This window comes from Qipengyuania sp. MTN3-11, from assembly GCF_042851825.1.
Classification (GTDB): domain Bacteria; phylum Pseudomonadota; class Alphaproteobacteria; order Sphingomonadales; family Sphingomonadaceae; genus Qipengyuania.
The window spans coordinates 16,711-32,923 of record NZ_BTGM01000005.1 but is presented as its reverse complement, the minus strand read 5'-3'; the positions used below and the strand labels follow the sequence as shown (position 1 = coordinate 32,923).

Here is a 16,213-nt window from a genome sequence, read left to right as displayed (position 1 = left end):
AGGCGGATAGTGACGCATACGATGCTGAGCTCGAAGCAACCCCTTCATCCTCTAAGAGGCCTCTCCGACCATCGCCCACAAGCAAACAGCTGCAGCCGACACTTAACGGCGTATGCAGGTTCGAAGAACACGACCCGTCGGAGCGTCCAAGCGACTTAATCCGCACCAACCACGCTTCAAACATGATCTTCTGGGCAGATAAAGGTGCCTATCTGTGGGATCACCCGAACGGCTTAATCGACGAAGGAATGGTTGTAACGGGTTTTCGCATCGTCGCCGCGCGCGACGGTTTGCCCGACCTATGGATTTATCCCAACCGCGACGGGCCGATCTATCTCTTTTCCGGGCCGGACATCTTTGAATGCCGACAGCCGGAAAACTTTTAGCCGGACGCGCGTCAGTTCTCGCTACGACTGAAAGGCGTAGTTTTGCGACTGTCAGCTATTTGAAAAGCTCAATTGTCGAAAACGCTTGGTTTGAGCCCGAAGTTTCTACCATCTACGAGTAGAGCCTTGGGCCGTTTTGATGCCCTTCGCTGCCGTTTTCGGAACTGCAATCAAACTCGGCCGACGAAGAAGCCAAGCCAACGCGACCTGAGCAGGCGAAGACCCCAAACTTTGGGCGACACTTTCCAAAGCTGCGTTTTTGAGCAAACGGCCCTGTTCTACTGGACTGTAAGCCATAACAGGCATGCGGTGCTCAGCGAGCCACGGAAGAACTCCAAGTTCGGGACCGCGCCGAGATAGATTATAGAGGATCTGATTGGTCGCACACCTGTGCCCGCTAAAGCTTGTCAGCTCTTCCATGTCGCCAGTGTCGAAGTTGCTCACGCCCCAGCGCAAGATCTTGCCTTCGCGTTTGAGTTCCTCGAGCGCTTCAACAGTCTCTTCCAACGGCACGCCCCCTCGCCAATGAAGGAGGTAAAGGTCCAGGCGGTCGGTGCCGAGCCGCCTGAGGCTGCCGTGACAGGCTAACGGAAGCCGCTCGCGCGATGCATTCTCGGGCAGGACCTTGCTGACAAGGAACACCCGGTCGCGCCTCCCTTCGATCGCGTCCGCTACCAACTCCTCGACCGCGCCGCCTGCATACTTCTCAGCCGTGTCGATCACGGTCATGCCGAGCTCTATGCCCTCGCGAAGAGCCGCTATCTCGTCGGACCGGCGGGATCGATCCTCCGCCATGCTCCACGTCCCTTGACCGATGGCGGACACTAATGTCCCATCACGCAGTTCCACCAATTGCATGCTCAGACCTCCGCAATCTCGGAGCACGACCTAACGGCATTGCTCCAAACAATTTCATTATCGATGGTCTTGGACGCTACTGATGTTCGCACCGACGCTTACGCCGCACGCCGTGGCACTTCTCGCAACCCACGCCGCCCGCAAAGCCGCAAGCTGCTGTGGACTGCAATCCGCAAGCGCTTCATCCACGGTCGCCGGAAGATCGCGGTAACTGATCGGACGCTCGAACTGTCCTACCGTCAGATCCACCCGCTCACCTTCGATCACGTTGTAGAAGTGCCAAGCACCTTCAACCCTTGTCTTCGCGAGGCTGCCGCCGACAACCTCCAACGCGAGCAGCGCGGTGACGCTGCACTGGCCCCTGGCCGGATTAGCGGCGCTATAGGTCGTAGCAGTCTCCGCCGACCAGCAGGATCCAATGACTGCTGCAAAGCTTTGCATGGCGCTGGTCAAAGTGCCCTCCCATTGATCGTTCCAGTTAGCACGAGATGTGCAGAGGTCCTTGCGCGGTAATTGCCCAACCGGTCTTCGAGCGAGCCCGCATGAATCTTAGAGCAGTGGCAGCGGCCTCGGAGGGACATGGTCGGCGGGGCAAAGGGTTTGTCTGTCACCCGCCCCCCTCTTGTTCTGGACACTGCCGCGAGGCTCTTACCCTCAACTGACGTTCCCCCGCGAACAGTTCGATAACGAGAAGATGTCCGCACCTACGCACTCCTTGTGATGGAACTTCGCAATTCTCTAAGGGTCTGGCAAAGGAGGTTTCATCACTGCTGCTCTTATAATTCCTCAGGCACAGATAAAGCCGGTTTGCCTTTGAATCCTATGAACCCTCTGTGACATTATTTCTGATCGGTGCCGGCTTCGATTTCGTCAGCTATCGAAAGTCCTGAATGTGGAGCGCAGGGAGCAACCTATCGAAACCGCTGATTCTTCTTTCTGGAGGTACCCCTACCGGCGAATCGGCCCCGGTTGCAGAAAGGAACCAGAAGGGAAGGTCTACCGCCTCCGCTGTTTGGAGATCGACAGACGAGTCCCCGACGAATGCGGCTCGGCCGTCACCGCACTCGGCGACGCAGCGAAGCAGCGGAGCCGGATCGGGCTTGCGAACGGCTAATGTGTCCCCACCCACAATGCTCGCGAAGCGTTCGATCCAGCCGAGTTCTTCAAGCAGCTTCCTCGCCAGCTGTTCAGGCTTATTCGTGCATACCCCCAGGCGGACGCCGTTCCCGTCGAGTTCAGTTAACGCGTCCTCACACCCCATTGGAACAACCGACAGGTCGCTGATATGGTTCTCGTAGTGAGAGAGAAAGATCGGCACCCCATTTTCAATGAGATCGTCGTGAACGCCACCGGTGAGTTCGAGGCCGCGACGCAGGAGGGCGCGCGCGCCCTCGCCGGCCAGATGCGCCACCATTTCGGATGTGACGGTTGATCTTCCAAGATGCTCGAGCGTAACGTTCAATGCTGCGACAAGGTCGGGGGAGGTATCGACCAGCGTCCCGTCGAGATCGAACACCACGATATCCACGCTTGGCCTCATCACGCTTCGGACGCGCTCGTCTCGCGCACCAGCCAGTCTGCAAAGGTTTTGGTTGCGCCGGTTAGCGGCTGCGATTTTAGCCAAGTGATGTAGTACGCGCCCAGCATAACGGTCTCATCATACGGTTGCACTAGTATCCCGGACGAAAGCTGCTCGCGAAACATGGCCGCGGGCGCCAGGGCGACGCCGAATCCTGCGACCGCGGCGTCGACCATGAGACGAGCGGAATCGAACATGGGGCCCCCAATAGTCGGAGCTTCGATCCCCACGCTTTCGAACCAGATGCTCCAATCGGCGACCCGATAGGAACGAAGCAAACGCTCCGACAAAACGTCGACGGGTGCATGGAGTCGCTCGGCGACCGCTGGCGCGCAGAGAGGCGTAAACGGAGGCGCGAGTAGATGCACGGCATTGGTCGAATTCCACGCGCCACTTCCGAAGCGTATGGCACAATCGAGACCTTCCTCGGCAAGGTCAACGCGGTTGTTGTTGGTGGAAATACGAAGTTCGATGCCCGGATGGGTTCTGGCAAAGGCATCTAGTCGCGGGAACAACCATGCCACGGCGAAGGTGCCGACCACACCCACGGTGACGACTTCGCCAGCACGCTCGCCAGTCAAATGCTCGATTAACACCGCGATGCGATCAAACCCTTCGCTTAGCACCGGAAGGAGCGCGACGCCCTCATCCGTCAGCGAAAGACCACGTGGGAGCCTTCGAAACAGCTGAACTCCCAGCCGTTCCTCCAGTCCCCTGACCTGATGGCTCAGCGCCGCCGGTGTCACGTGCAGCTCGGTTGCGGCATGTGTGAAGCTCAGGTGGCGCGCAACGGCCTCGAAAGCACGCAAACCGTTCAGCGGCAGATAAGGTCGGATCACTTGGACTACCTAAGACGCCCTTTTTTATCAACGTGGGAGTTTGATAGACGCACGTCTACATCAGTAAAGATAAAAGCTTCGAAAAGAAAATTTTGTGCGCGCAGCCTCCATTTTATGAAAATCTATAACATCCAAGAAATACCTTCGTAAGATTTGGATTAGAAATGATAAATTAGTCTATCGGTAAGAAGTCCGAGTCACCTGACGAATTTTTCATTCAACAGCTTAAATAGCCGTCACTCGAAGATTGCGGGCGTCGGCCAATTTGCACATCGTAAGTCCTTCGCTATTGTGGCAGAATGAGGTTGATCACGCTTTCTCTGATTCCATGGCTGGTGCCATTGACCGCTTGTAGCCCGACCCTCGAAGATTTTGCGCAAGAATGTCAATCGATCGCGCGTGTCGAGGTTAAGGATGCAGAGCAATGGCAGCTGTATCTGCAAGAGCGCGAACATGAATTAGGGACCAGCAAACCAACTGTGAACCGGCCCAAAAGGGACACCACAGACCTGTTCCCGGTGATTTCGACCAAAAGATTCAGTTGGACCAATGACTGGTTACTCGAGGGTTCTCCTAACGTTCCGAAGCATAAGATCTATCGAAATAACGCATACATCACAAGGAAGGACAACAATGAATTCATCGCTAGGTTTGACAATTTGACTATAAGAATCGCGTCGATAAGCGTTACATCGTCGCACAACTGCATCAATGATCATCCCTATTTGTACACCGGTGACCTACAGTTTACCAGATAGTTTCTTTCACTTAATCTTCGCTAACTACTTATTAAACTTGGCCCCTGCTTGAGCATTGCGCTTGCACGTACACCACGCTCGTCAAAGCCGGTCCTGACCGCGCGAATTCACCGGTCGCGCGTCGTTCCGCGCAAGCCGCCCATCATCCTCGCGAAGAAAACGAACAGGGAAAGCATCTTCGATGTCCGGTAATGCGATCGGAAAGATCGCGATTGGATCGTCTATCGCGGAGGCCAAAGAATCGGTGCTGATCGTGAAATCGGTGCGCGGAACGGGCGTGGCATTGATGCCGAAGCGGAACACGTCGCAATCATCGTTGACGAGCGCCGCATTGCCGGCTGACTAGCGCAGGATGTGAATCAGTTCGTCGCGCGCGAAATCGTACGCCTGTACGCCCGGCATTCGAGCAGGAGCAAGCCGAGTTGCTGAAGCGTCGGCCCGCGAGTCCCCTTAGTCGATGATTCAACGCCGCCGGCGTGACATGCAGTTCGGTTGCGGCATGCGTGAAGCTCGAGTGGCGCGCGACCGCCTCGAATGCACGTAAACCGTTCAGAGGAAGATAAGGTCGGATCACAAGGCCTACCTGGAAGATGCTTTTGGTTAACTTGGGGTGCGGGAAGGCGCACGTCTACCACAGCAAAGATAGAAGCTCGCATAAAGAAATTTCGCTTGCGGCCTCCGTGTCTTCGCAGGATGGATTGATGTTTGAACGGAGGTATCGCTCCATTGGAAGCTTGATCGATATCGATTTACGACTTGACGCATTTTTTTATGACATTCGATTCAGTTTCGAGACGAGTTAGCTGAGAGGCAATTCCGATCGCGAACAGTTCGTCATCGTTTGATGCCGACTTCTTAAGCGCGCCATGCCGGAACATCGCGTCCGCGTCGTTTATAAAGAAAACGTACGAGGTCGCATTCGTAGTGTGCGGTTGTAGGAAGATAGAGTATGAATAGGGCTCAACTGGAAGAACTGCATTTCGAACGAGAGCTAGGCGGATCGCGAGGCGGCGTGAAACCGCTCGGTTTTTTCGGCAGGGCTCTGTTCGCGCTCGTGGCCGGAGCATGTCTAGTCGCCGCGGTGTCGAGTTCCGACGCACTTTTCGGGTCCGAAGAAGAGGTTTTCGAAGCGGTCGCTGAACTAGGCGCTCCGTGGAGTACACGGCCGATCCCTGCCGATTTTCCCCGTCCTCGTTCTGCCGAATTTATGCCTTACCAGTTCGACGAGGAGCGGTTGGTTATCGTGCATCGAGATGACGGTCGTTCAATCAATCGGATCGTCCTCAGCGATCTGAACTGTTGGGCGGATGGAAGAAAGCGTGCACTGCAAGCGGTAATCCGCATCTCAGACGCAAAACCCGAGGCGATGCGAACTCTCGAATTTGCTGCAACATTAGTCTTTGATCATGATACGAAGGTTCAATCTGTTCAGGCTGGCTCAAATCTTTGGATACAATTTCAGCGAAGTAGGAGAAAAAGTCGTTGCGGAATTGAAATTAAAAGAGTGGCTGTCAATTCCGAATAAAATCTCGTCTGCAGCGGCCAATTTTCATCGTCGTGGATCAAGCTTGGAAAAATCGTTGCGATTAATTTACGAACTGTAGCAAGGTCTGAGCAAGCGGTCAGTTGCAGCGTGTAGCAAGATTAAGCCTTCGAATTGTGAAGAAGCTACGCTGATCACACAGTTTCTACTACGAGTTGCCGGTCGAAGAGGTCAGTGATGCATGGTCGGGCAAACACTTTGACCGTTTACATTTTACTCGGCTCTTCATGCTGCGCCAAGGGAGCGGTGGAAAGTGTTTCCCAACCAACACCCCTCTCCATCGCGCGCGACGCTTTTGCTGGCGAAGCGCTCTATCGCGGCACGCTCGAAATCCGCGACGGATGCATCGTATTGTCGGTCTCTGGGCGCAATTTTGCGGTGCTGTTCGATCCCGGCGTGGTCCTGACTGCGAGCAGCGACGGGCTCTACGAACCGCGAACCGGCAACATTATTCGCCTTGGCCGCAGGATACAGGGCGCCGGCGGTAATCTGCGCGAGAACGATAAGGGATTGCCGATTACCGATATCGAGCGTTTCTATGGGGTTAGTATTCCACACGGATGCCCCGAAGGCTGATGTGATGCGCCTGAACAAAATGGAGGAGGTTGCCGAATGAAATTCCGAGGGGCCCCTGCTTGGCTGGTAATCTTAATGGCGTCCATGGGGATGGCGGCCTGCACCGCGAGCAGCCCGGAAAGGAACATCTCGGAAACTTCGCAGCCGTTCCGGGCAGACTTCAACGCAGACGGCTTTGCGACTATCCTGTCAGCACCGCCTGCGGCGTTCGATCCCGTCGAGCCACCGCCGTTCGCACCGCGCTCGGCAGAGCAGAATGCTGCCGATGCGGAATTCATGCGCGTCGCCGAGTATCAGAACAGCGTAAGCGACGAGGTTCAGGCGCTTGCCGAACGACTGCGCCGGGAAGAGCGTGGAAATTTCCAGACCCTGCATTACGACAATGAAGGCGAACTCGGTGTCGTCTTCGAATTCTTACGTCAGGGCCCTGCCACGCTGCGTAAATATAGCGGGAACCCCACCTTCCGCGGCGAAACGGTGCGCTGGTCGCAGGAAGAGCTGATGGCCGCCGCCGACTTCATGTGGGAGACTTTTCGCGAGGATCGGGTGCTGCAGGCCAGGGGCATCGGTACGCAAGAGGTAACCGTCGAACTAAGCGTCTCCGAGAGTCAGTTTCGCGATCTGGTGCGGCGCAAGGGCGTGACCTTGCCCGAACCCGTGAAGCTGGTCTTTAATGCCGCCCGCGTGGTGCCCATCAGCAATCCGCCGCGTACGGCTGAGCGCGACGACGCCGTGCCCGCCGCCGTGGCGCCGCATATCCGAATCTTTCCGCGCCATGACCGGCCGGCGGGCGCGCTCAATGCGATCAACATCGGACGCATCGCCGATCCGACCCCGGTGGAGAAAGCCGAATGAACCGCCTGCTTGTCGCGGCCAGCCTGATCGCGCTGACCCACACGTCGCGCGCCATCGCCCAAGATGAGAAGGCGCTGTCCGAAACCTGTCCAAATCTCACGGCGGAAGAGATCGATAGCATCGAGAACTACGAGGGTGAGTTTTCGGAAAACGCGCTTTACGCCCGTGCCTATTGCGTCAGAGTGGAAGAGGCCGAGCGGCGCATGGAAATTCAGCTGCGCTCCGCCGTCAGCCCGCGTACCGAGCCCGGGCTAGCACCAGTGCCGCCTACACCCGATGCCGATATCGGCACATTGCAAGCTACCTTGCGCGAGAATGAGGCCGATACCTTCGCTGGCCTGTGGATCCAGCATCAGCCGACCTACGGCGTGGTCGTCGCCTTCACCCGCAATGCCGCGCAGACGCTGGCGAAATATACCGATGATCCGTTGTTTATCCCGCTCAACCGGCCTGGCCCGACGCTGATCGAATTGCGCGCGGCGCAGGAGCGGCTGATCGCGGATTTCGACCGGTTGGGGTTCCGCTGGGCCACCATCGGGTCGCGCGAAAATTTCGGCGTTGTCGAGGTGGAACTGGCGCAGGATGCCGCGCCGATCCGTGCCGCTGCAGCGCGCGGCGAACTGGAATTGCCCGATTACATCAATCTGGTGGAAGCACGCCCGCTGCCCATAGCCGCGCCCCCTGCGCCCGCCGCAGGCGACACGCGGGTGAAAAGCTTCCCGCAATTCGCTTTCCGTACCGATATGTACCCCAGCACGCTTGTGGGCGTGCCCGATGTCCCTGCGCGTCTGGCGCTGGAGGATGGCTGCCTGATGCTCTATCCGCAAGGCGAGGAGCCGCGCATGGCGATGTGGCAGGCGAGCGACGCGCTCGACCTATCCGACCCGGCACGTGTCTCAGTGCTCAATCGTTTGGGCGGCGCGCGCGTGTTCGCCAATAGCGAGATCGTTCTGATGGGCCTGCAACCGGGCGAGGTAAACCCGCCAAAGGAGCTGGTCGGCACCGAGGCCTGTCCCGGCCCATATCGGGTGGTGCGCGGATTCATGCCGCGCGAGGTGTGGGACGCCCAGCGGCGTGAGGCGGGGATTGCGGGCCGCCAGCAGGAACTAGGCAGCCGCGCCGCCGCCGAAGCGGACTATGCCGCCGACATGGCGCGGGTCGAGGAACTGCGCGCATGGCGCGATGGCATGATGCTGGAGCGTGGCGACATCGTAGCGCAAATCTGGGTCGATGAAAATCAGGGCACCGCGCATTTGTACCACACCGGTGGGGCGACGCGAGAGCAACTGGTGCCCGCGGCGCTGCAACCCTACGTGACCGCGCAGATTGTGCCGCAGGGCGGCAATGCGCTGTCGGAGGCGCGCGACGCTATCGCCGCGCAGATGGAACAGGCGGGCTTGCAGGGCGAGATCTATATCGAGCCGATCGGCGGCTATGTCGGGGTGAGGGTGCGCGCGCTGGAGCCGTTCTCGCAAGCGGCCGTCGCGGGCAATTTGACTGTGCCTCCGCTGGTTCGCCTGGAAATGGACAACCAGAGTGCGATCTACCGGCAGGATCTACCGATCCGCAGCGATCCCGACGCGATCTGGTATCCACTCGAGGCGCATCCCGACTTCGCCGCGATCCGCGCGCTGGTGGCGGAAACGCCTATCATGCGGTCAGAGCCTTCGCCCACAAACCACAACGAAAGCATCTGGGTCGCGCAGAAGCCCTCGAAAGCAGGCTCCCTGCAGCAGGCGCACTTCCTGATCGCTTTCGGTCGGACCTTGCGCGAAATACAGGCTTTGCGGGCCGCCGGTTTCGATCCGATTGCAGCGCAGGAAGACATGAACGGCTGCCAGACGGTGAAGGCGCGGGCGCTGGTCGCCAGCGACATCGTGATCGCCGAGCCGGTCGGGATCGACATCGCCGACAGTGGGCCTGATGGTTATTCGTCATCGGTCCGCTGGCGGGTGATCGAGGTGCTGAAGGGCTCTGCTGATGTGGGCGATGAGCTGCGCCAGCGCCTCGCTTCGGGCGTGCGCACCGACGAGGCGGGCATGACCCGTTACGGACAAACGATGGAAGAGCCGGTGCTGCTGCCGGGCCTGCCGGATTCGCTGGAGCCGGGATCGCGCTGGGTACTGCACCTCAGCAACCGGCTCTATCGCCATGCCGCCTATGTCCAGGGTGGCGAAGGCACGGCGCGCACCGAAGGCAATTGGGTCGTGACTGCCGCAATGCCCCCTGCCCGGATCGATGCCGATGGCATGGTGCGCCCGGTCGCGCTCTATCCGGAACCCATGCCGTTGGACGAACTGCGCGCGGCCATTGCGCCGATCCAAGCGGCTCTGGTTGAGGCAGGTCTTGCCGGGGAAGATCAATAATGCGGATCGTGATGCCGGCACTCGCGGCAACCGCCCTGTTAACCGCCAGCCCTGCTTGGGCGTGCCAGTACACGCAGGCGCCCGAGCCAGTTGGCACCGCATCCACGCCGTTCTTTGCCGGCAAGATGATGCAGGCCGCCGCGACGGTCGATATCGCAGTGGCGAGCGAAACTCGCACAGCATTCGGAAGCGATCCGCGCTGGGGGGTTCCGGCCACCACTTTCCATGTGATCGACCGGATCAAGGGCCATTCGCCCGACCGCTTCACCCTGCTTGTGGGTCAGGCAGCGGCGGATAGCCGGGAGTTAGAGCCGATGCACTGGGTGGACGAGCAGGGCCGGGTCGCACCGTTCCCCTATCCGGTCGAAGCCGAATACGCGATCGGCGGGGTACGCAATCTCAACAGCTGCCATCCCGGCACGCTAGCAGTACGCCGCGGCGAATCCTATCTGGTCTATCGCGATGGCGAAGGCCGCTTGCTTGGTCGCTTTGCGCTATATACCGATTTGAAAACCACTGCCTTTCCGCTAGTTCCGGCGGGCTTCGGTACGCGCGAAGGCTGGGCAGCGATTGCAGCCTTAATTCCCCCGGGAACCGCAACTAATCGCGACGGCCCCTATCCCGTTTGGGCAGACCGGACCCGCGTGTACTTCCCGACAACCCTGTCCCCGCAAGCGGCCCAGCGCTGGCTGCGTGAAAGAGACTTGCGCCCCTATGCCGTGAGGGTAGCGAATGGCGAGTTGCTGGACGAGACGCGCATTCCTCTCGAACAGGCCTCGCTCGATCTTGTGGAGCGGGCACTGACTGACGCGCGACAAAATGCATCGAGCAGATCGCTGCGCGCTCTCGCCCGCGATATGCTGGCGACACTCGCCGCCGAAACGCTCGACCGCGACGGGCTGTTGCGACGCCATGGATGGTTGGTGGTAGAAGCAGCAAAACGATCGCCGACCGCTGGCAGCGATGCGCTAGTGGCAGGCTTCGATCTCACCGGATCGCCCGAAGCCATCGCGCGTTTGCGGAACAACCCGGGCAATGTGACGGTGATTGACGGTTCTCCAGTTACGGGTGTGGTCACGATCGATTTATCCGACGCGGCGCGGATGCAGGCGCAGGCCGATGCCTCTTGGCAGGAAACGACCGACAGTCTCTTGGCGCGACTAGCCGCCGTGGCCGAAGACCGCCCGATCCCCGACGCGATAGACAAACCGACGGAACCCGAACCCGATCCTTTCTCCTACATGGATTGCATCCGTTTCGGGCGCGAGGAAGCGACCCTCCTGTCCCACCTGCCCGAAGTGGGGCAGCTGGAAGATCTGCAGGTGTTCGCAGACCCCAAGGCGGCCCAATGCACCACCGAGAACGGTACGCTCAGCTGCAAGCTGGCGCCGAGCACAACGGTGCGCGTCCTGTGGGCAGGGTGGGAAGGCGGCTTCCGCGTCAATCCGCGCGGCGTCACACTGACGGCTAATGCGGATGGCCTGCAATGTGGCGGCGGCTGATCGTCGCGCTGATTGCGGGGCTCACGGCTTGCAGTGAGCCGACCGATATTGTCGTGCCCGAACCGGAAGTGCGTTCGTCGACCGGCATATCGCTCGGCACCATGAGTTTTTTCTTTCCCGTCGGCCTCACCTTCGATGCCGCGACAGAAACCTGCGCGAACGGTGCAAGCGAATGTCCGCTGGGCGATGACAGTGTGCAACTGGTCTGGCGTTCGGGCGACCTGCGGTTCGATTATGTCCTCGATCCGTTCGGCAGGGCAATGGAGGATGACCAATGGGGCGACGCGATCACCATCAATGGCAGGCCCGCCTACCGCAAACATCTCGCAGGTGACGGCACGCGCTATCTGATCACAAATTATTATGACGGTCCCCAAAGCGCGGCAGTAGCTATCTGGAATGAGGAAGAGGAACCTATCTTCTGGGGCACGTGCCATAATGATGCCGATTGCGATGCGGTGCTGCAGACGCTGGCCAGTGTGACGATGCGCAAGGCAGAGCAGGAATGCAGACTGATGTTCCCGCAGCCACCGCCCGAATTTGTGCCGCCGCCCGGCTATCACGAAGGCCCGTCCGTTATCCCGCCGCCGGTCGCCCCGTTAAGGGATCCGGAACCACCCGCTCCGCCCCCGCCACCCGCTCCCCGCCCGCGCGACGCGGAAAATCTTTGCAAGGATTACGTCGATGTCCCTTAGATTGCTTGTTGCTATCGTTGGTCCATTCGCGCTTTCAGGGTGTGCCACTTTTGGCCCGTCCCGCGAGCCGTCAGCCATGCCGCTGCCGCCTGCGCCGCAGTCGTCAGAGCCAGGAACACTCGCGCCGATGACCGACGCGATGAAGGCACTCTATGGCGAATGGCAGCCGGTGTCCGGGCCGGGTGTCTCGGCGGAAGACAGGCTTACTATCTGGAGCCCGATGTTCTCCTTCGGCAGCGGTTGTGAGCTGACGCAGGGCCAGCTCCGCGTTCTGGGTGATGGCCGATACACGCTAGACGATTACACCCGCCTTGCTTCGCATTGCCAACCGCAGGCCCGGCTCGCCCCGTTCGATGCAGATGAAGTGCACATCGTTCCGGTCGATAGCGACACCATCCGAATCGAGCGCGGCGGCGAAACGTGGGTGTTCGACAAGGTCGATGTGGCTGCGACCGTCCCGCGCGAAGATTTCGTACGTGGTGAATGGCTTCTGGCCGACCGACGCGGCAGACCCTATCGCGGCGAGGAGCTGACCCGCGTCACCTTCGGTCCAGAATACAGCGTTGATGCCGAAAACTGCGATTTTGCGTCTAATGGATGGCACACTGACCGCGATGGAGAAGTGCGTACGGGCGGCTCATATGACCGAATGACTGAACCCTGCCGCGTCCAGACTCTGGGCGATGAGTTGGCGAACCTTGGAAGCGAAGTCGGCTACCGCGCCGAACCGATCGAAACCCGGATGACGGTAAGGATCGGGAGAGAGCGGGCAACTCTCGTTCCCGCAGCGCGCTATCCGGAATTGGCCGCCGATGCCGGAAGCGTCCCGCCCCACCCTTGGGCGGTCGAACTCGCCGAAAAGGCCGCAGCGATGCCTCCCGAACAGCGCGTCGAGCTGGCGTTGAGGGCCATCGGATTTGGCGGAGAGGGGATGCCCGGGGTCGAACAGCCCGTCGATCCGCGCGGTCTTGCCTTTGCGGGTATGACATCATGGCATTACGCGCAGGCTCAACAGGCGGGGCTGGTGCCCAAGGCGGGCTCAAAGTCGCACTCCCTCGGCGAGCACCTTGCTATCGCGCCCATCGTCGTGCGCGCCGTGCTGGAAGGCATTCGCCCGGTCGATCGCGCCGATGGCCTCGCGCTCGATTACCTCTACCGTGTACGTGAGGGCTGGCGGGGCGAAAAACTTAATGGCGACCTGCTGATCGTGCGGATGCCGCCGCTGGAGGGCAAAAGCCGCTCTCCGGTCATCACGCCCGAACCGGGCGAGGAGGTGCTGCTACTGGCGAGTCGCACAGGCTATCTTGCCGGTCGTCTGGCAGAAGGCGCGTCGCCATCGTTGGACACGCGCGTGGTGCAGATGACGCTACCATTGATGCGAATCGTCGATGACAGGCTGGCCGAAGCGGTGGCAGGCGCGAACGTGCTGGGCTCCGCAAGCTTTGCCGGGAGGTCGGTGGAAGAAGCGCGCGCTTTGGCGGTGCAGGTGGACCAGCGCATGCTGGAGTTGGGCCAGTGGCGTCCTTTCGATCTTCGTCGGCAGCCTGACGTTCGTCGCTATTTCATCACCCGTATCGGGGAGCGCGAACTGGCCGATCCGACCCGTCTCTGGATCGCATACGACAGCAGCACGAATTTCGGCAATCCCAACGGTTATGGCGGGGTCACAGCCTATTTCGACGGCTGCACGCCCGTATCGCGCCAACACCAAATGGGTGACAATATCTGGGGAGCAAGTGCAATCGCCTGTCCGGGGAACCAGCCAGACGGCACACCGATTTCCGAACCCGTCGTGGCCGAGGTGGTGCGCTGGATAAACGAGAACAACTTCCCCAACGTCATCTGCGTGAGCACCTGCCCGATCAATCCCGATTACACCGTCCCGCTGCCCGGCGGCGACGTCATCCTGAAGCCGATGCTGCGATGAGACGTTTTGCGCTCCTCCTGATGGCAGCCCTTTGCGCCTGCCATCCGGCATCCGACGATCCGGCGGATAGTCGATCGGCCACTAATGTCCCTGACCTGGCAGTGATCGAGGGAAGCTGGCGGATCGTGCGGATCGACGGTGAACCGCTGCCGGTGTCGAAGCCGGTGCCATATCTGGCCTTTTCGGCGGATGCGGCGGGCGGCTCTGTCGGCTGCAACGCCTTTGGCGGCACGGCCCTCTACACCGAAGGGCGAATCGCCGTGCATAGCTGGGGCGGCACTGCGATGGCCTGTCTCGGCCGCGTAGGCGACTGGGAGGCAGTGATTGGCGAGCTTTTCCGTGCCTATCCACAGGTTCGCGTGTCCGGGGACACACTAAGCCTGCGCTCGCGCGGTCATGTTGTCGAACTCACCCGCATGGAAAGTGAAACCGGCCAAAGCCGCTCGCCAGACCCGATGCGTATTCCCGTCGCAAATCCGCCGGGCCAGGCGCTGGCCGACACGGATTGGGTAATCCGCGCGATCGACGGCGAAACCGCCAGTTCCAGTCCTGACGAACGGCATCTGCGTTTTGCCTCGGACACATGGCAGGGGCTTGCATCATGCGCCACGCTGTTTGGCACATACGAAACTGGCGATGGACGCCTGATCGTCGATGATGAAATTACCATCACCGAACAGAATTGCCCGGGCGACTATATCGCCCTCGACGATGCGTTCGCCGACCTCATGCGATCCGGGCCACGTTACCTCGTCGGTCCGAACGGAGAACTTATCATCGCAGGGGGAGGCCATGTTCTGACGGGAGACAGGGCGCGATGATGCGGATTTCTCTCTTGCTGCCTCTCGTCGCGCTGGCCGCCGCCTGCTCGAAATCCGAGCTGGAACAACCGCTTTGCGCCTTTGACGGGAACGGGCGCATCGTCATGCAATCTGGCAATGCCGAGGCTGCGTGTGTCGAACCTGCACCGATCCCGGCAGGTGCCAAACAAGAGCAGAGCGGCCGCCTCACGATCATCGAAGCACCTTTGCCACCGCCGTTTTCGGGCCTCACCGGGCAATGGCCGCCCGATCCGGTCAATGATAAACCAGTATTTACCCGACCCGCCGTTCCGCCCGAACTGTCCTATTATGTCCGCGCATTCCCGCAGCCAGCAGAGCCCGCAGGTGATGTACTCAGCATGGGCAGCGAGCACACGATCGTGTTGCGTAATGGCTGCTTTTTCCTCGACCGTGCGGGGACAGACGATCCGCTGGTGCTGTTTCCCTACTCCACCGCGCTTGTCGTAGATGAGGAAGGATACCTTGCGTTCGAATCGCGCTACGAACTCAATACGATGGGCAACGTGCGTGTGGGACTGACCGCACAAACAGGTTGGTATGGCGAACCTTCCGATCCCGATCCGGCATTGGCTGAAGCCTGCGGAAACCACAAAGTCGTGAGCGTGACGACTGTCAGCAATCCATTCGCCTCGCCCGAACGCTTCAATCCTGCCTTGGGTCGCTATGGCGAACGCAGCGGCGCGACCGAGAAACAGATCGTGAAACGCGCCAACAAATGTGCAGTCGAGCAAGCGCAGCGCGAAGCAGACCGCCGGCTGCGCGATCCAGACCTCGACCCGATCGACTGCAACCGGTTCTGGGCATTCTGAGGCAGTAGGGTCGGCCTGATATCAAAGAGAACGACACTACATCTCCCGCCTGCCAACATTCTCGTCAGTCTGCATGGACCAGATTTGATGTCAGCTTCAGAGCGATAGCGAAAAGGCTTCGAATGGCCGGGATTGGGAAGCATAGCGGAACGACCGAACCTGGGCCGTCAATGGCTAGTCCGCTGTTCGCGAGGGAAGGCCACCGACTGGCGATTGTGATATAGATCTCAGCCTTGGACTTGATGTTTCTCTATGCCCCAGGTTGGCTTAGCGAGCCTCGACGAAAGCTTGTTCAATCGAGGCCGGAACCCTCGAAGAATGGTCTCATGCAGATTGTCGCTGACTCGGCCACGATGCGTTCGATCCTCTCCTTCGGCGCTTTAGCGTTTTGCGCTCGTATGACGGCTTCGGACCTGTTCACTTTGCCATGACAGTCGATCATCGCCGTGCACATCCCGTCATCGAAAGCGCGGTTCCCGCTCGATTTTTTGACCCGGCAATAGGCTTGTCCCGTCTTCTTGCGCGTCTTGACGCTGGCACGGAAATTCTTGAGCCGCTCCGCAGTCACCACGATTTCCTCCGTTTCGGCGTGATTCTCGACACCAGGCGGCTCGGCTTGCACGGGGCTTTGGACTGTCGAAAGTGCGGCGAAAGCCAAGAGAAAGGACATCGCGGTTT

At 59.8% G+C, this 16,213-nt stretch carries 17 protein-coding genes; 10 read left to right on the top strand and 7 right to left on the bottom strand.

Going from position 1 to position 16,213, the window contains the following annotated elements; all coding sequences use genetic code 11:
• The first annotated feature begins 182 nt into the window (after positions 1-182).
• Positions 183-386: a hypothetical protein gene (locus ACGHN1_RS14610; protein ID WP_390551611.1), complete on the top strand. Its 204-nt coding sequence runs from the start codon at positions 183-185 to the stop codon at positions 384-386.
• 105 nt (positions 387-491) lie between these two features.
• On the opposite strand, the gene ACGHN1_RS14605 is transcribed toward ACGHN1_RS14610, so the two are convergent.
• The 6 genes from ACGHN1_RS14605 to ACGHN1_RS14580 all read right to left on the bottom strand — a co-directional run bounded on the left by ACGHN1_RS14605 (position 492) and on the right by ACGHN1_RS14580 (position 4,994).
• Entirely contained in the window at positions 492-1,244 is a 753-nt protein-coding gene (locus ACGHN1_RS14605) for an aldo/keto reductase (protein WP_390551610.1), read from the bottom strand.
• A 57-nt stretch (positions 1,245-1,301) separates the two neighbouring features.
• Positions 1,302-1,697, bottom strand: coding sequence for a hypothetical protein (locus tag ACGHN1_RS14600; RefSeq protein WP_390551609.1), 396 nt, complete (start codon positions 1,695-1,697; stop codon positions 1,302-1,304).
• A 421-nt stretch (positions 1,698-2,118) separates the two neighbouring features.
• Complete coding sequence (locus ACGHN1_RS14595; RefSeq protein ID WP_390551608.1) at positions 2,119-2,772, bottom strand: HAD-IA family hydrolase; 654 nt, start codon at positions 2,770-2,772, stop codon at positions 2,119-2,121.
• Positions 2,773-2,783: 11 nt separating this feature from the next.
• Positions 2,784-3,662: a LysR family transcriptional regulator gene (locus ACGHN1_RS14590; RefSeq protein WP_390551607.1), complete on the bottom strand. Its 879-nt coding sequence runs from the start codon at positions 3,660-3,662 to the stop codon at positions 2,784-2,786.
• Between the two features lie 839 nt (positions 3,663-4,501).
• On the bottom strand, positions 4,502-4,723 hold the full coding sequence (locus ACGHN1_RS14585) for a hypothetical protein (protein WP_390551606.1): 222 nt from the start codon (positions 4,721-4,723) through the stop codon (positions 4,502-4,504).
• Between the two features lie 7 nt (positions 4,724-4,730).
• Entirely contained in the window at positions 4,731-4,994 is a 264-nt protein-coding gene (locus ACGHN1_RS14580; protein ID WP_390551605.1) for a LysR family transcriptional regulator, read from the bottom strand.
• A 375-nt stretch (positions 4,995-5,369) separates the two neighbouring features.
• Here ACGHN1_RS14580 and ACGHN1_RS14575 point away from each other — a divergent pair, with 375 nt between their 5' ends.
• The 9 genes from ACGHN1_RS14575 to ACGHN1_RS14535 all read left to right on the top strand — a co-directional run bounded on the left by ACGHN1_RS14575 (position 5,370) and on the right by ACGHN1_RS14535 (position 15,535).
• On the top strand, positions 5,370-5,945 hold the full coding sequence (locus ACGHN1_RS14575; RefSeq protein ID WP_390551604.1) for a hypothetical protein: 576 nt from the start codon (positions 5,370-5,372) through the stop codon (positions 5,943-5,945).
• Positions 5,946-6,161: 216 nt separating this feature from the next.
• Entirely contained in the window at positions 6,162-6,539 is a 378-nt protein-coding gene (locus tag ACGHN1_RS14570) for a hypothetical protein (RefSeq protein ID WP_390551603.1), read from the top strand.
• Positions 6,540-6,629: 90 nt separating this feature from the next.
• Positions 6,630-7,394, top strand: a complete 765-nt coding sequence (locus ACGHN1_RS14565; protein WP_390551602.1) for a hypothetical protein — start codon at positions 6,630-6,632, stop codon at positions 7,392-7,394.
• On the top strand, positions 7,391-9,760 hold the full coding sequence (locus ACGHN1_RS14560; RefSeq protein WP_390551601.1) for a hypothetical protein: 2,370 nt from the start codon (positions 7,391-7,393) through the stop codon (positions 9,758-9,760). Before ACGHN1_RS14565 ends, ACGHN1_RS14560 begins: the two co-directional genes overlap by 4 nt.
• Positions 9,760-11,262: a hypothetical protein gene (locus tag ACGHN1_RS14555; RefSeq protein WP_390551600.1), complete on the top strand. Its 1,503-nt coding sequence runs from the start codon at positions 9,760-9,762 to the stop codon at positions 11,260-11,262. The genes ACGHN1_RS14560 and ACGHN1_RS14555 overlap by 1 nt, the downstream gene beginning before the upstream one ends.
• Positions 11,247-11,957: a hypothetical protein gene (locus ACGHN1_RS14550; RefSeq protein WP_390551599.1), complete on the top strand. Its 711-nt coding sequence runs from the start codon at positions 11,247-11,249 to the stop codon at positions 11,955-11,957. Before ACGHN1_RS14555 ends, ACGHN1_RS14550 begins: the two co-directional genes overlap by 16 nt.
• 1 nt (position 11,958) lies before the next feature.
• On the top strand, positions 11,959-13,884 hold the full coding sequence (locus ACGHN1_RS14545) for a hypothetical protein (RefSeq protein ID WP_390551598.1): 1,926 nt from the start codon (positions 11,959-11,961) through the stop codon (positions 13,882-13,884).
• Positions 13,881-14,705, top strand: a complete 825-nt coding sequence (locus ACGHN1_RS14540; protein ID WP_390551597.1) for an META domain-containing protein — start codon at positions 13,881-13,883, stop codon at positions 14,703-14,705. Before ACGHN1_RS14545 ends, ACGHN1_RS14540 begins: the two co-directional genes overlap by 4 nt.
• A complete protein-coding gene (locus tag ACGHN1_RS14535; protein ID WP_390551596.1) occupies positions 14,702-15,535 on the top strand; it encodes a hypothetical protein in 834 nt (277 codons plus the stop codon). The genes ACGHN1_RS14540 and ACGHN1_RS14535 overlap by 4 nt, the downstream gene beginning before the upstream one ends.
• Before the next feature lie 292 nt (positions 15,536-15,827).
• Here the strand turns inward: ACGHN1_RS14535 and ACGHN1_RS14530 are convergent, their stop codons facing one another.
• On the bottom strand, positions 15,828-16,205 hold the full coding sequence (locus ACGHN1_RS14530) for a hypothetical protein (protein ID WP_390551595.1): 378 nt from the start codon (positions 16,203-16,205) through the stop codon (positions 15,828-15,830).
• Positions 16,206-16,213 lie beyond the last annotated feature (8 nt).

Bases quoted from the DNA above. Each gene is read 5' to 3' on its own strand.
- ACGHN1_RS14530 (WP_390551595.1), bottom strand. From the start codon at position 16,205: ATGTCCTTTCTCTTGGCTTTCGCCGCACTTTCGACAGTCCAAAGCCCC.
- ACGHN1_RS14565 (WP_390551602.1), top strand. From the start codon at position 6,630: ATGGCGGCCTGCACCGCGAGCAGCCCGGAAAGGAACATCTCGGAAACT.
- ACGHN1_RS14575 (WP_390551604.1), top strand. From the start codon at position 5,370: ATGAATAGGGCTCAACTGGAAGAACTGCATTTCGAACGAGAGCTAGGC.
- ACGHN1_RS14610 (WP_390551611.1), top strand. From the start codon at position 183: ATGATCTTCTGGGCAGATAAAGGTGCCTATCTGTGGGATCACCCGAAC.
- ACGHN1_RS14560 (WP_390551601.1), top strand. From the start codon at position 7,391: ATGAACCGCCTGCTTGTCGCGGCCAGCCTGATCGCGCTGACCCACACG.
- ACGHN1_RS14540 (WP_390551597.1), top strand. From the start codon at position 13,881: ATGAGACGTTTTGCGCTCCTCCTGATGGCAGCCCTTTGCGCCTGCCAT.
- ACGHN1_RS14550 (WP_390551599.1), top strand. From the start codon at position 11,247: ATGTGGCGGCGGCTGATCGTCGCGCTGATTGCGGGGCTCACGGCTTGC.
- ACGHN1_RS14535 (WP_390551596.1), top strand. From the start codon at position 14,702: ATGATGCGGATTTCTCTCTTGCTGCCTCTCGTCGCGCTGGCCGCCGCC.
- ACGHN1_RS14605 (WP_390551610.1), bottom strand. From the start codon at position 1,244: ATGCAATTGGTGGAACTGCGTGATGGGACATTAGTGTCCGCCATCGGT.
- ACGHN1_RS14555 (WP_390551600.1), top strand. From the start codon at position 9,760: ATGCGGATCGTGATGCCGGCACTCGCGGCAACCGCCCTGTTAACCGCC.